Raw genomic sequence first — 15,837 nt, 5'->3', positions numbered from 1 at the left:
AAACACTTAGTGTATTTTCTACACTTTTGTATCTGTTAATATGATGTTAAAATCTCAAAAACTGCGTTTTTAGCCTAAAATGGCATTTGGTTTATTCAATAATTAAACCAAATGGTCTTTCATGATGTATTAATGTAGAGGTAAAAACGCTTGCACATCAGCAAAAACAACCTCACATTTAACTAACAATTAAACTAAATTTATAATAAAGCATGAAAAGAATCTTTACAAGAATTTCTGTTCTCGCTGCATTTTGTTTGCTAACAATTAACGTAGCATTAGCGCAAAACATTACCGTAAAAGGTAAAGTAATTGATGGAGGTGACAAAACACCTTTACCTGGCGTAACTATCTTAATTAAAGGAACACAAAATGGTACGCAAACAGATGAGAACGGCAACTACTCCATTAGTGCGCCGGCAAATGCCACATTAGTATTTAACTTTGTAGGCTACACAGCATTAGAGCAAGCTGTAAATAATCAAACTACACTTAATGTATCCTTAGCTTCATCAACACAACAACTAGAGCAGGTTGTGGTTGTGGGGTATGGTACGCAAAGGAAAATTGATGTAACGGGATCGGTAGGAACAGTAAAAGGTGAAGATATTTCAAAACAGGCCTCAGTAAACCCGGTAAGTGCATTACAGGGCAAAGTTGCCGGGGTATCGATTACCAATAATGGTACTCCAGGTTCTTCTCCACAAATTACTATACGTGGTACAAGTACAATATATGGAAAAACAGGACCATTATACGTAGTAGATGGTGTGTGGTATGATGACATCAATTTTTTAAATCCGGCAGACATTGCTAATATCAGTATTCTAAAAGATGCATCGTCACAATCGATCTATGGTATCCGTGCAGCAAATGGTGTTGTTCTGGTAACTACCGTAAAAGGTAAAAAGGGAAATGCAGTAATCAATTACAATGGATCTGTGGGCGTTCAAAAAGTAACCAATCAGGTAGAAATGGCCAATGCAAGTGAATATGCAACTGCTGTAAATGAGGCATACAGTCTTCAAACCCCTCCTGCAGCACCCTTATTTGCCAATACAAATTTAGGTGCCGGAACCGACTGGTACAATCAGGTACTTAGAACCGCGATGGTAAATAATCACCAGTTATCTATAAGTGGAGGTGCAGAAAAATCAACGTACAATTTCTCTTTGGGCTATCTTGATCAGGATGGAATTGTTAAAAACAATAATTATAAACGGTATACCGCAAGGTTGGCTAATGATTTCCAAATTTTTGAGCCATTAAAAATCGGCTATAATGTTGCAGGAACATATAGTAAGTCAAAAGATGCTCCTACAACTATTTTCAGGGCCATGTATGCGGCATCGCCTGTTGTGCCTGTATTTAATACAGATGGCAGCTATGGTGATCCAAATGCCTTTAATTTGGGGAATGGCAGCAATATGAATCCCCAGGCCACATTAGATTTCTTTAATCAAAACACCACCAAATATAAAATTAACGGTAATGTATATGCAGAGTTAAAATTCCTAAAAAACTTTACCTTCAAAACCAGTATTGGTGGAGATTTTGGGCAGGAAGAAGTAAGGGGTTATGTACCAAAGTATAAAGCTACAAACACGCAGCTGAGCACTATAAGTAAACTTGATATAGACCGGATTGAGAATAGAAACTGGCTTGTTGAGAATACGTTAACGTTTGATAAAAAGTGGAATGACCATAGTTTAACCGTATTAGCAGGCCAAACTGCACAACGGAATAAGATGTACACTATAAATGCTGACGCACAAAACGTTCCTTACACTTCAGAGGGAGACCTTTACCTGGCTTTAGGTGATGCAGCAAGTAGAAGTATTATCGACAAAGGGGAATTAAGTACATTTTCATCTTACTTTGCAAGGGTTAATTATGGTTACAAAAACAAATATTTATTAAATGCTTCAATCAGAAGAGACGGTGCATCTCAATTTTTTGGATCTGATAATGTTTGGGGTAACTTCCCTTCAATCGGAGCAGGCTGGGTAATCAGCAACGAAGAATTCATGAAAAACCAGAACATTTTCAGTAATTTAAAACTAAGAGGAAGCTGGGGTAAAGTGGGTAATGCGGGAGTTCCATTTAATCCGTCAACCCAAACTGTTGATCAAACTGCCGCTTTAATCGCAATTTTTGGAGGTATTCCTTACACAGGTGCGAGTATTAGAACCCTTGTACCTCCAACCTTATTTTGGGAAAGAAGTGCAGGAACTGACATTGGCCTTGAAATGGGTTTCTTAAAAAACAGGTTAAATGTTGAATTGGATTATTACAACAGAAAAACAGAACAGGCGATATTTGATATCCCGGTTCTAGGAAGTTTAGGAACAGTAAACAGTTCTATCATTGCAAATCAGGCCGACATTCAAAATCGTGGTTTCGAGTTTTTAGCAACATGGGCTGATAAAACATCAGGTGGGTTAACCTATTCGATAAGTGGAAACTTAGGAATAAATGACAATAAAGTATTAAACGTTACTTCTGGAGCAAATCCCATTTATAAAGGTGGTGCTGGCTTAACCAGTGGATATGTATCTACGAGAACTGTTAACAATAGACCTATTGGGGAATTCTATGGCTATCAGGTTGCCGGTATATTCCAAACGGATGCAGAGGCCGCAGCATGGCCTGGATTTAAAAAAGGTGATTTTAAATATGCAGATATTAACGGTGATGGATTGATCGATTTAAGAGACAGGGTTGTTCTTGGTAATCCAAATCCTAAATTCACTTATGGATTAAATACCAACTTCGCTTACAAAAACTTCGATTTAACATTAGATATTCAAGGTGTAGCCGATGTAGATGTATTTAATGCTAATCTAAGTAGCAGATTTGGTAACGAAAACTACACTAAGGATTTCTTTGATCACCGTTGGACCGGTCCTGGTACTTCAAATACCTATCCTTCTGCAGATTTAGCTGGAGGCCTTAACAATGCGCCAAACTCATTTTATGTAGAAAAAGGCGATTATATCAGATTAAGAAATATCCAGCTCGGCTATAGCTTACCATCAGCAATTGTTAATAAATGGAAAATGCAACGCTTAAGAGTATTCTTAAACGCACAAAATGCGGTTAACATTTTTGGATACAAAGGATTTAGCCCAGAGGTAGGTGGAACACCAACTAATGCAGGTATTGATACTAATGTATACCCTTTGTTCGCTACCTACAACTTTGGAGTTAACGTAACTTTCTAATCGACTTAAAATGAAAAAATATATAAATACACAATCATTTTTTGCTGCAGCTGCAATTAGTGCAGTACTTTTAACTGCATCGTGCAAAAAAGATTTTCTAAATGTTCCGCCTCAAGCTCAGCAACCATCAGTAACCTTTTGGAAAACTCCAGAAGATGCTTTAAAAGGTGTAAACGCAATTTATGCTAACTTGCGCAGCTGGAACAATGTTGCTTTTAATGCAATAGCCATTGAAAGTACGGGTTCTGATGAGGCAGATAAAGGGAGTACACCTACAGATGCTACCTTCTTCAATCTTTACGATCAATTCACGGTTACATCCACTCATGGCACACTTCTAGATTTCTGGACAGGTCAATATCAAAATATCAACCTTTGTAATCAGGTTCTTGATAATATCCCTAATATCAGTATGGATGAGAGTCTTAGAAACAGATACCTTGCAGAGGCCAAATTTGTTAGGGCATATTCTTATTTCAGGTTGGTTCGTGCCTATGGCAACGTGGTACTAAGGTTACACGTACCTAAAGATAATAGCGAATATAATCTACCTCAATCGGATAAAGCTACTGTTTATGCCCAAATCGAAAAAGATTTGAATGAAGCTGCTGCAGTTTTACCTCAATCTTATGGCGCAGCAGATCTAGGTAGAGCAACTAAAGGTGCTGCTATTGGCCTACACGCTAAAGTTGCCATGTATCAAAACAAATGGGCAGATGTACTCTCATTAACCAATCAGGTAATGACAATGGGATATGATTTATTCCCAGACTTTGAAAAAGGTTTCAGAACTCAGAATGAAAATAACATCGAATCTTTATTTGAAGTACAGGCAGAGTTAGTTCCTGGTAATCCTGATGCCTCAACATCGCAATACAGCCAGGTTCAAGGCGTAGCCGGGATAATGGGCTGGGGCTTTAACACACCATCAGAGGTATTAGCTAATGCTTTTGAGGCCGGAGATCCACGTAAAGATGCTACAATTTTGTTTAAAGGTGAAACTACTCCACAAGGCGATTTAATTCCTAATAGTGTACCAAACGAAAGATACAATCAAAAATCTTATGTCCCATTTGCAATGCGGGTATCTGGATTTAACGAAGGTGCGCAGCAGAATTTTAGGGTGTTAAGGTTTGCTGATATTCTTTTAATGAACGCAGAAGCTGCTAACGAATTGGGCAATCCTTCGCAAGCATTAACCTCACTAAATAGGGTTCGTGCACGTGCAAGAGGTGGAAATAATAATATCCTTCCAAATGTTATCACCACAGATAAGGATGCATTACGTCAAGCGATCTGGAAAGAAAGACAAGTAGAACTTGCTATGGAAAATGATCGTTACTTCGACGTTATCCGTCAAGGAAGAGCCGCAACAGTTTTTGGTCCTAAAGGTTGGAAAGCCAACAAAAATGAAGTTTGGCCAATTCCTCAGAATGAAATTGAGTTAAGTGGAAATCTGTTAAAACAAAATCCAGGTTACTAAAATTTAAATCTTTTAATAAAGGTTGTCGGTTAATACTGACAACCTTTCTTTCCTTTGCTCCGTACTATGTTGAAAACAGATCTAAAGAAAATTACACTTATACTGGTAGCCACACTCTGCTCCTTTTTGCTTGTTAGCGCTTGTACAAAAAATAAAAACGGCAAGTATAACCCCGATCTCTCCATTAAAAAGAACCTATCAGATATTGAACTATTAGATCTGGTTCAAAAGCAAACCTTTCAATATTTTTGGGATGGTGCCGAACCTACCTCAGGCGCAGGTAGAGAACGCTTTCATGTGGATAACGTATACCCAGAAAATGATAAGAACACAGTGGCAACTGGTGCAACTGGTTTTGGCTTGATGGCCATTTTAAGTGGTATTGATAGAGGTTATGTAACAAAAAAAGAGGGATTAGACAGATTAAACAAAATATTGGATTTTCTATCCAAAGCCGATCGTTTTCATGGCGCATGGTCGCATTGGATAAATGGTGAAACAGGGAAAGTACGTCCATTTGGGCAAAAAGATAACGGAGGCGATCTCGTAGAAACTTCTTTTGTTGCACAGGCCTTAATCTGTATTAACGAATATTATAAAAATGGAACGGGTGGTGAAAAAGCATTAGCTAAAAAAGCTGATGAACTTTGGAAAGGAATTGATTTTAACTGGTACCGCAATGGCCAAAATGTATTGTACTGGCATTGGTCGCCAGCATATAAATGGGAAATGAATTTTCCGGTTAAAGGTTATAATGAATGTTTGGTTATGTATGTAATGGCCGCTTCATCCCCTACGCATGGTGTCCCTGCAGAGGTGTATCACGAAGGTTGGGCAAGAAACGGGCAGATTAAAACCAATTTCAAATTTTACGGACATCCTTTTACACTTGATTATCAAGGCCAGAAAAATTCAGTAGGACCATTATTTTGGGCACATTACTCCTATTTAGGTCTAAATCCGAAAGGATTAAAAGACCGTTATGCCGATTATTGGGAAAATAACGTAAACCACACACTTGCCATACACGATTACTGTGTAGCCAATCCAAAGAAATTTAAAGGTTATGGAGAAAACAACTGGGGTTTAACAGCCAGTTATTCGGTAAAAGGTTATGCAGCACACAATCCTCAGGAAGATTTTGGCGTAATCTCTCCTACTGCAGCTATATCATCAATCCCATACACGCCAAAAGAATCGATGAAAGTAATCAGACATCTTTATGAGGATCTAGGCGATAAAGTTTGGGGCAAATATGGTTTCTATGATGCTTTTTCTGAAACCGATAACTGGTATCCGAAAAGATATTTGGGCATCGACCAAGGACCAATGGTAGTGATGATCGAAAATTATAGATCAGGCCTACTTTGGAAGCTTTTTATGGGAAACAAAGATGTTCAAGATGGATTAAAAAAACTGGATTTCCAATTTAAGCCATAGTATTCAGTAGTATATAAATGTTTAGCCATCATATATTTCAAATTAAATCTACAGAACCATGAAAAGAATAATTTTAATATTAACAGCAATGATAGGGCTTGTAATCCTAAATTCGAGCTTCACTACCGTACCGGGCGCAAAACATAAAACCATAAAATCAAAGTTTGCAACCGTAAATGTAACCGCAACAAATTCTACCAGCGATGGCGTGTATGTTACACTAGAAAACAATACCAGTGGTGGTGTTTATTCTTTCTTTATCCCGCCAAACTCGCCAAGCGGAACAGTAATCGGGCAAATACCAGAAAACGGAGACATTTACACTGTAAAATTAACTTCAACAGGTGGCGCACATGATATGTGGGTTTACTGGGAGCATCAATCGCACGTTACCGGATTAAGCGTTAGCGGAATGGCAATTGGCTGTTCGAGTTGTGCACGAATAAACATTTTTAATTAATCCCCATAAGAATAATGGCTAAACATTTATTCAAAATATTTCTAATTTCATTGCTATTCTGCGGTACTTATGCTGCATACGCTCAGCAAAAAACGTATTGCAACCCAATCAATATAGATTATGGTTATACACCATTCGAATCTTTTACCGAATGGGGGAAACACCGTGCCACCGCCGATCCGGTGATTGTAAATTATAAGGGCGATTTCTATCTTTTCAGCACCAACCAATGGGGTTATTGGCATAGTGCCGATATGCTGAACTGGAAATTCCATGAGAGAAAATTTCTCCGTCCATGGAACAAAACAAAAGATGAACTCTGTGCACCTGGGGTAGGCATTGTTGGCGATACCATGGTCGTTTTCGGGAGTACTTATACTAAAAACTTCACTTTATGGGGAAGTACCGATCCCAAAGGGAACAAATGGTTTCCATTGGTGGATTCGCTAGAAATTGGTGGCTGGGATCCGGCCTTTTTTACCGATGACGATGGCAAATTTTACATGTATAACGGAAGCAGTAATAATTACCCCATGTACGGCGTAGAATTAGACCGCAAAACTTTTCAACCTAAAGGCACCCGCACACCAATGTACCTGCTTGAAAGCTGGCGGTATGGCTGGCAGCGTTTTGGCGAATATATGGACAATACATTTCTTGATCCTTTTGCCGAAGGTGCATGGATGACCAAACATAATGGTAAATATTACTTTCAATACGGAGCACCAGGAACCGAATTTAGTGGTTATTCTGATGGAGTGGTGGTTGGAACCAAACCTTTGTTTTACGATAGTCCATTCACTCCTCAATCTGATCCTTTAAGTTATAAAGGCGGTGGATTTTCGCGTGGTGCAGGGCATGGTGCAACCTTTCAGGATAACAGTAAAAATTACTGGCACATTTCTACGAGCATTATCTGTGTAAAAAACACCTGGGAGCGCAGAATGGGTATCTGGCCAACCGGTTTTGATAAAGACGATGTGATGTGGACCAATACTGCTTTTGGAGACTATCCCCTCTATCTACCTTCTGAAAGAAAAGAAGATGGTCCGGCAGGTCCAGGTTGGATGCTCATTAACTATAAAAAACCCGTTACGGTTTCTTCAACTTTAGGAAGCTTTAATGCCAATAATGCTGTTGATGAAAGCATTAAGACTTATTGGAGTGCAAAAACCGCAAACAATGGAGAATGGATCCAGACCGATCTGGGCAGCCTGGCAACCGTTAATGCCATCCAGATTAATTATGCTGATCAGGATGCAGAATTTATTGGTAAACAGATCGGAATTTACCATCAATATAAGATTCTATCATCAACAGACGGTAAAAAATGGACTATCCTGGTTGATAAAAGCCAGAACAAAACCGATGTACCGCACGATTATATTGAACTGCAGAAACCGGTAAAAACCAGGTTCATCAAAATGGTAAACATCCACATGCCAACCGGAAAATTTGCCATTAGCGGCTTACGTGTTTTCGGCAATGGAAATGGAGAAAAACCAACAAATGTTAAAAACTTGATTGTATTGAGGACAGAAAAAGATAAACGCAGCGCCTATATTAAATGGGAGCCTGTTGATAATGCATTTGCCTATAATCTTTACTACGGTACCGCGCCAGATAAGCTATACAATTGCATCATGATCCATGATTTTAACGAGTACTGGTTCAAAGCAATGGACAGCCAAAAAGCCTATTATTTTGCCATTGAAGCGATAAATGAGAATGGTGTATCCACAAAAACGGAAATAAAGAAAGTTGATTAGAATAATGTTCGTGCTCGTTTGTGACGAGTGTGAAAATAAACCAATCGCTTTTAGCGATTAATGTTAAAACACGATAAAATCGTAAAGCTATTTAGCACTCGTTGCGAACGAGCGCCAGCTAATAAAAAGAATAAAACACACATATAATGAAGAGAGCGAATATCCTGGTTGTTTTTTTAACCTTGCTTGTACTGAACGGATCAGCACAAACAAAAAAAACTGTTTCGGCAGCAGATGCAAAGATGAATACCTTCATCAGCAATCTGATGGCGAAAATGACAGTTGAGGAAAAAATTGGTCAATTGAACCTGCCAAGTTCTGGCGATATCACCACGGGACAGGCTAACAGCAGCGACATTTCTAAAAAAATTAGAGATGGGCAAGTTGGTGGTTTATTTAACATTAAAGGAGTAGATAAGATAAAGGCAGTTCAAAAGATTGCAGTAGAAAACAGCCGCATGAAAATCCCATTGCTTTTTGGAATGGATGTAATCCATGGCTACAATACCGTTTTCCCCATTCCTTTGGGAATGAGTTGCGTTTGGGACATGAATGCAGTACAAAAATCGGCAAGGGTTGCTGCAATAGAAGCCAGTGCAAGTGGAATTAACTGGACCTTCTCTCCTATGGTTGATATTTCCAGAGACCCGCGTTGGGGCCGCATTTCGGAAGGAAGTGGCGAAGATGCTTATTTAGGGTCGCAGATTGCCGCAGCCATGGTGAAAGGTTATCAAGGTAAACTTCAGGCCAATAACGAAATTTTAGCCTGTGTAAAACATTATGCACTTTATGGCGCTGCTGAAGCTGGCAGAGACTATAATACTACCGATATGAGCAAAGTGCGCATGTACAATGAATATTTCCCTCCTTACAAAGCCGCTGTTGATGCAGGAGCAGCCAGTATTATGGCCTCTTTTAACGAAGTTGATGGCATTCCGGCTACAGGAAGTAAATGGTTAATGACCGATGTTTTACGTAACCAATGGGGCTTTAAAGGGTTCGTGGTAACTGATTATACGGGCATCCCTGAAATGATTGCCCACGGCATGGGCGATTTACAAACTGTTTCTGCCCTGGCTTTAAATGCTGGCATTGATATGGATATGGTGGGCGAAGGCTTTTTAGGTACTTTAAAAAAATCATTGGCAGAGAAAAAAGTTGGCATGGCACAAATAGACAGGGCATGCCGATTAGTGCTTCAGGCAAAATATAAATTGGGTTTATTTGCTGATCCTTATAAATTCTGTAATGCAGAAAGAGCAGAAAAAGAGGTTTTTAGTCCAGCTAACCGTCAGGTTGCACGTGAAATTGCAGCTGAAAGCTTCGTGTTACTAAAAAACAACAATAATATACTTCCATTAAAAAAATCAGGTACTATCGGCTTAATCGGCCCACTGGCAGATAATACCGCCAACATGTACGGTACCTGGAGTGTTGCTGCACTTTTTGATAAATCGGTAACAGTACTTCAAGGATTAAAAAATGTTTTGGGTGATAAAGCGAAAATTTTAACCGCACGCGGCGCTAATTTTTTAGCAGATTCTGCTATGGAGCACCGTTACGTAAACATCCATAATCCTACTTACAAACGCGATCCACGAACCGAGGCAGAAATGATCAAGGAAGCACTAGAAGTTGCTAAAAAATCGGACGTTATTGTGGCTACCATTGGCGAAGGTTCTGAATTTACAGGCGAAAGCAGCAGTGTAACCGATATCCAGATTCCTAAAACGCAAAAAAACCTGTTAAAAGCACTGGCTAAAACTGGCAAACCAGTGGTACTGGTGTTGTTTACAGGCCGTCCGTTGGCATTAAACTGGGAGCAGGAAAATATTCCTTCCATTTTAAATGTTTGGTTTCCGGGTAGTGAAGCAGGAAATGCAATTGCCGATGTACTTTTTGGCGATGTTAATCCTTCAGGTAAACTGAGTGCAACTTTCCCTCAAAATGTAGGTCAGGTGCCTTTGTATTATGCACATAAAAACACTGGTCGACCGTTGGCAGAGGGTAAGTGGTTCGAAAAATTCCGTTCCAACTATTTAGATGTAAGCAACGATCCTTTATATCCATTCGGTTTTGGCCTGAGCTATACCACGTTTAATTACAGCGATGTTAAATTAAGTTCAAACACCTTAACCAAAGGAAAATCGATCACCGCATCGGTTACGCTAAGCAATACGGGCAAATATGATGGCAAAGAGGTTGTTCAATTGTATATCCAGGATCTTGTGGGAAGTATTACCCGTCCGGTTAAAGAGCTAAAAGGTTTCCAAAAGATTAATTTAAAAGCCGGAGAAAGTAAAACCGTCACTTTCAACATTTCCGAAAATGATCTTAAGTTTTACAATGCTGATCTAAAATTCGTGGCTGAACCTGGCGATTTTAAAGTATTCATTGGCACAAACTCACGCGATGTAAAAGAAGCATCTTTTACACTGAAATAAAGACAATTAGGTTTGGTTATGAACCCTGTGCTATTGTAAAGTAGCCAGGGTTTTCTATTTTTGTTAAATGAAACCATCATAATTTATCAAAACACACCTTGAAATAACAAATCATGATAGCTCCATCAACTTTAAAATAATATAAAACGGATGAAAAAGATTTTTTTTACCATCTGCATTCTTTTTTCTGTACTCTTTTTAAACGCTCAAGACTTTAAAAAATACGACAAGGGAAGCTATATCAAAGGGAAGGACTCTATTTATTACAGAATCCTGTTTCCCGAGAATTTTAATCCCGACCAAAAATATCCGATCATCTTCTTCCTCCATGGAAGCGGCGAAAGGGGGAATGACAATACCAGTCAATTGGTACATGGTGGAAAATTGTTTTTAAAAAATGATTTACGCAAAAATTTCCCTGCTATTGTTGTTTTCCCACAATGCCCATCAAACGACTTTTGGGCAAATGCCAATTTTGAGAAAGATGCAAAAGGTAAAAGGAGAATCAGTTTTGTGGAAGGTGGCAAGCCAACCAAAATTATGCATGCGTTACAAGGCATGGTTAAAAACTTCCTTAATAAACCTTATATAAACAAAGATCAGGTGTATGTGGGCGGTTTATCAATGGGGGCAATGGGTACTTATGAGCTGTTAAGAAGGGAACGCCACAAATTTGCCGCTGCCATTGCCATCTGTGGTGGCGATAACACCAACAATATTAAAAAATATCAAAAAATACCGCTTTGGATTTTCCATGGTGCAAAAGATGATGTAGTTGATCCGGCTTTTTCGATTGCCATTGCCGAACGTTTGAAAACGGTTGGTGATGAGGTGAAGTTTACGCTGTATCCAAATGCCAACCACAATAGCTGGGACAGCGCCTTTGCAGAGCCAGAATTGTTAACCTGGCTATTTTCACATAAGAAATAGTAGAACGATCCGCCTTACTGAACTTGTTTCAGTATCTATCTTCCTCTCGTCTTAGCGTCTCGCTAAGACGAGAGGAGTAACCTAGACCCGACAAAATGAAAAGCCCGGAGGTTGAGGAACGAGACCGAAGACTTGAAATGATGGCGGGACTGCTGTAACCGAAATACACAGGTTTTGCTCTTCAAAAAAATAAAAACCATAAAAAAGCCTGAAGAAAAAATCTTCAGGCTCTTGTAAAATATTCCAATTGATATTACTCCGCCATATTATGGTAAACAGCCTGCACATCATCATCTTCCTCTAACTTATCGATCAATTTCAAAACGTCAGCAGCTTGTTCTTCTGTAACCTCATGGTGAGACAAAGCAATACGCTCTAGTTTTGAGCTCTTTAACTCAATGCCTTTTTCTTCTAAAGCTTTTTGTAAAGAACCAAAGTTTTCGAAAGCACCTTGAGCAACAGCGATATCGTTGCCTTCTTCATCAGCCTCTACGTACAATTCTTCTAAACCAGCATCAATGAGTTCAAACTCTAACTCTTCTAAGTCTAAACCTTCAGCCGGTACAAAACGGAAAACAGATTTGCGGCTAAAAACGAAATCTAACGATCCGGTTTTACCCAAAGAACCATCCGTTTTGTTAAAATAACTACGAACGTTTGCTACGGTACGGTTGGTATTATCTGTAGCTGTTTCAATTAAAACTGCTACGCCGTGTGGTGCATAACCTTCGTATACAATTTCTTCGTAATTGGCCATCGATTTATCAGATGCACGCTTAATAGCTGCCTCTACCCTATCTTTTGGCATGTTTACCGCTTTCGCATTTTGCATCGCCGTACGTAAGCGCGAGTTGGTTTCCGGATGAGGTCCGGATTCCTTAACTGCCATTACAATATCTTTACCAATACGCGTAAACTGAACCGCCATTTTGGCCCAACGCTTAAATTTTCTCTCTTTTCTAAATTCGAATGCTCTTCCCATTTTTCGAGTATTGAGATATAAGATTTGAGATAGGAGACCTTATGCCTTCAACCTTTCAACCCTCTACCTTTATATTATTTTTTTAAATTATTCAACATATCAATTGTCAGTTTCGATAAATCGAATTCTGGTTTCCATCCCCAATCTTTTGCAGCGTAGTTATCGTCGATAGAACGTGGCCAGCTATTTGCAATTTGCTGACGGGGATCATTAGCAGCGTAAGATAATGTAAAATCTGGAATATGTTTTCTGATTTCGGCTGCTAAAACCTCAGGTGTAAAACTTACCCCACCAAAATTATAGCTGCTACGCACCGAAATCTGATCTGCCGGTGCATCCATCAGTTCAATTGTTCCGCGGATCGCATCATCCATATACATCATTGGCAACTCCGTTTCTGCATTTAAGAAACTCTGATAACTGCCTTTTTTCAATGCATCGTGAAAAATATGGATTGCATAATCTGTTGTACCACCACCTGGAGCAGCTTTCCAGCTGATTAATCCTGGATAACGGATACTCCTCACATCTAATCCGTATTTTTGGTTATAATATTCGCACCAGCGCTCGCCTGCCAGTTTACTGATTCCATAAACGGTATTCGGATCCATTACACAATATTGCGAGGTATTATCTTTTGGCGAATTCGGGCCAAATACAGCAATAGAACTTGGCCAATATACCTTAGCGGTTTTATATTCTAAAGCTAAATCTAAAACATTCAGCAAGCCGTTCATATTTAAATCCCAGGCTAATTTTGGATTCTGCTCACCTGTAGCCGATAATAAAGCTGCTAAAAGGTAAACCTGTGTTGGTTTGTATTTGTGAAAAATACCATTGATCATTTCTTTATCAAGCACATTCACAAATTCAAACGGTGCAGAGTTTTTGATATCATAATCTGGTCTGCGAATATCGCATGCAACCACATGATCATCACCATATATTTTACGTAACATGGTTACCAACTCGGTACCAATTTGCCCGTTAGAGCCTAAAACAACAATTTTTTCTTGCATAATTTTTTTGAGATTGAGCAAAGGTAAAAAAATGAGATAAAAGGCGATAAAATATTTATACTTAGTGTATAGAATAGTGGTTAATTGTATAAACTAGTTAACTGTTAACCGGATTGTTTAATTGTTGCATTGCTAACTGCAAATTGCCAACTGAAAACTGTTAACTGATATCTCAGGTATTTGAACCTTTCAACAATGAGATCATACAACAATCAAACTTGATTACATTTCAACATTAATTTTATTACATTTACTACACTTACCTGCATAACCAAATAACAAATGACTCACGCTGAGCCTGAAAAATCTGATGATTTACTTGATCGCTTACAACTGGGCGATAAGCAGGCTTACGAAAAAATATATTTCACTTATAGTAATGAGCTTTTATTGGCAGCCTACAAAAAAACAGGCGACAAGGTAATTGCTGAAGAACTGGTGCAGAACATCTTTATCTCCCTTTGGGAAAAGCGGCAGGAAGCAGTGATTAATAACCTCCAGGCTTATTTGTTCGGAGCCTTGAAGTTAAGTGTGATTAACCACATCAGGAGCCTGGTTATGGAGAATAAGTACATGGAGTACCAAAGCCTAACCTATTCAGAAAACCATCAGGATACTACGAATCTGGTCGATCTTCACGATCTATCTTCCATCATTGAAGAAGGTATCAACTCCCTTCCAGAAAAAACACAGGAGGTTTTCAGGCTGAGCCGCTACCAGCACCAATCTACTAAAGATATTTCTGCTGGTCTAAATATCTCCGAAAAAGCGGTAGAATATCACATTACCCGCTCAATTAAAAGGATTAAAGAATATATTAAAAATTTCTATATCTTTTTATAGCTGACTATCAGATAATTACAAATTATTTTAGTTTTTTTTACCTCCTACCTTTAGGGGTTTGCATTCATTGTGTTACTTGTATAGTATAAAGCCAAATATTCTTTCTTATGGACCAGAAATCATTTTACGATTTACTAAGCCGTTACGAAAACGGAAATTGTACCGAAGCCGAAAAGCTTTGGGTAGATAAATGGTATCATAACTTAAATAGCAGGAATTTTAAAGATCTATCTTCAACCGCACTGGAGGAAATGCAGGCCAATACCTGGCTAAACATCAATAATATTGAACGCAAACCAGCACCAACATTAAAGGTTAAAAGGCTTTGGCCAAAATTTGCAATCGCAGCAGCTATATTGGTTGCCTTTTTTATCGGGGGATTGTACCTAACGAACTACAACCATGCTGAACAATCTTTTATTGATGAAAACAGCAATTTAAGCTTAATCAGCAAAACCAATGATACTGATCGTCCCATCATTATAGCGCTTAGCGATGAAAGCACGGTAACACTTAAACCACAAGCCAATATTATTTATCCAAAAGTTTTTGCTGTCAACAAAAGAATGGTTTATTTAAAAGGAACAGCCTTCTTTTCGGTAAGCAAAAACCCAAAGCGGCCGTTTTATGTATATAATCAAAAACTGGTTATACGTGTTTTGGGTACCAGCTTTTGGGTAAAATCGTCAACAGATAAACTTCCCGCCCAGGTTGCCGTAAGGACTGGAAAAGTTCAGGTAGAAGAAAATCAAAAAAATTCGTTATTTACTTTCGTTAAAGAAAAACCGGCTAAACCAATTCTGCTTACGCCAAATCAAAAAGGTGTTTTTTCCAACCACAAATTAAATAAAACATTGGTAAGCAAGCCTATTCCATTGGCCGAAGCTTATAACATACCCTCAAGCTTGAGCTACAATTTTAAGGAAGAAAGCATTAAAGAAATTTTCAAAACTTTATCTGAAGCATATGGGATAGAGATAAAATCGGATAATGAGCAGATTTCGACCTATACTTTTACCGGAGATTTAAGCAAAAAAGGGCTATATGAGCAGCTCGACCTGATCTGTGGAACCATATCAAGCAAATATTACATCCAAGGAACCACCATTGTGGTTTCGAATAAAAACTAACCAAATATATAAACATGATGAAGAAGAACCACAACACCAACAGCCCGTAACCGCGGCGCCATTTTCCATAATATTTTTCTAAAAAACAAAGCCGACAATGTGGGGCATTGCCG

The 15,837-nt window shown here is 38.7% G+C and carries 11 protein-coding genes; 9 read left to right on the top strand and 2 right to left on the bottom strand.

Annotation, left to right across the window (positions count from 1 at the left end):
• Nucleotides 1-212: 212 nt before the first annotated feature.
• From LQ227_RS13880 to LQ227_RS13850, 7 genes are all read left to right on the top strand, one after another.
• A complete protein-coding gene (locus LQ227_RS13880; protein ID WP_230146320.1) occupies nucleotides 213-3,224 on the top strand; it encodes a TonB-dependent receptor in 3,012 nt (1,003 codons plus the stop codon).
• Between the two features lie 10 nt (nucleotides 3,225-3,234).
• A complete protein-coding gene (locus LQ227_RS13875) occupies nucleotides 3,235-4,707 on the top strand; it encodes a RagB/SusD family nutrient uptake outer membrane protein (protein ID WP_230146319.1) in 1,473 nt (490 codons plus the stop codon).
• A 66-nt stretch (nucleotides 4,708-4,773) separates the two neighbouring features.
• Nucleotides 4,774-6,147 carry a glucoamylase family protein gene (locus LQ227_RS13870; RefSeq protein WP_230146318.1) on the top strand — a complete coding sequence of 458 codons (1,374 nt, stop codon included), beginning with the start codon at nucleotides 4,774-4,776 and terminating at the stop codon, nucleotides 6,145-6,147.
• Nucleotides 6,148-6,205: 58 nt separating this feature from the next.
• Complete coding sequence (locus LQ227_RS13865; protein ID WP_230146317.1) at nucleotides 6,206-6,607, top strand: lactonase family protein; 402 nt, start codon at nucleotides 6,206-6,208, stop codon at nucleotides 6,605-6,607.
• 14 nt (nucleotides 6,608-6,621) lie between these two features.
• Nucleotides 6,622-8,376, top strand: coding sequence for a discoidin domain-containing protein (locus tag LQ227_RS13860; protein WP_230146316.1), 1,755 nt, complete (start codon nucleotides 6,622-6,624; stop codon nucleotides 8,374-8,376).
• Nucleotides 8,377-8,522: 146 nt separating this feature from the next.
• Nucleotides 8,523-10,820 carry a beta-glucosidase BglX gene (bglX, locus tag LQ227_RS13855; protein WP_230149678.1) on the top strand — a complete coding sequence of 766 codons (2,298 nt, stop codon included), beginning with the start codon at nucleotides 8,523-8,525 and terminating at the stop codon, nucleotides 10,818-10,820.
• Between the two features lie 150 nt (nucleotides 10,821-10,970).
• Nucleotides 10,971-11,750: a prolyl oligopeptidase family serine peptidase gene (locus LQ227_RS13850; RefSeq protein WP_230146314.1), complete on the top strand. Its 780-nt coding sequence runs from the start codon at nucleotides 10,971-10,973 to the stop codon at nucleotides 11,748-11,750.
• 253 nt (nucleotides 11,751-12,003) lie between these two features.
• Here LQ227_RS13850 and LQ227_RS13845 read toward each other — a convergent pair whose 3' ends face one another.
• Both LQ227_RS13845 and LQ227_RS13840 read right to left on the bottom strand, forming a co-directional pair.
• Nucleotides 12,004-12,732, bottom strand: coding sequence for a YebC/PmpR family DNA-binding transcriptional regulator (locus tag LQ227_RS13845; protein WP_088299327.1), 729 nt, complete (start codon nucleotides 12,730-12,732; stop codon nucleotides 12,004-12,006).
• A 74-nt stretch (nucleotides 12,733-12,806) separates the two neighbouring features.
• Nucleotides 12,807-13,751, bottom strand: coding sequence for an NAD-dependent epimerase/dehydratase family protein (locus tag LQ227_RS13840; RefSeq protein ID WP_057933983.1), 945 nt, complete (start codon nucleotides 13,749-13,751; stop codon nucleotides 12,807-12,809).
• Between the two features lie 282 nt (nucleotides 13,752-14,033).
• Here LQ227_RS13840 and LQ227_RS13835 point away from each other — a divergent pair, with 282 nt between their 5' ends.
• On the top strand, nucleotides 14,034-14,594 hold the full coding sequence (locus tag LQ227_RS13835) for a sigma-70 family RNA polymerase sigma factor (protein ID WP_230146313.1): 561 nt from the start codon (nucleotides 14,034-14,036) through the stop codon (nucleotides 14,592-14,594).
• A 107-nt stretch (nucleotides 14,595-14,701) separates the two neighbouring features.
• Nucleotides 14,702-15,724 (top strand): FecR family protein, encoded by a 1,023-nt coding sequence (locus LQ227_RS13830; RefSeq protein WP_230146312.1) that lies wholly within the window; start codon nucleotides 14,702-14,704, stop codon nucleotides 15,722-15,724.
• Nucleotides 15,725-15,837: the final 113 nt, after the last annotated feature.

Source organism: Pedobacter sp. Bi27 (assembly GCF_918698255.1).
Lineage (GTDB): Bacteria > Bacteroidota > Bacteroidia > Sphingobacteriales > Sphingobacteriaceae > Pedobacter.
This window is presented reverse-complemented; position numbering and strand designations above follow the sequence as displayed.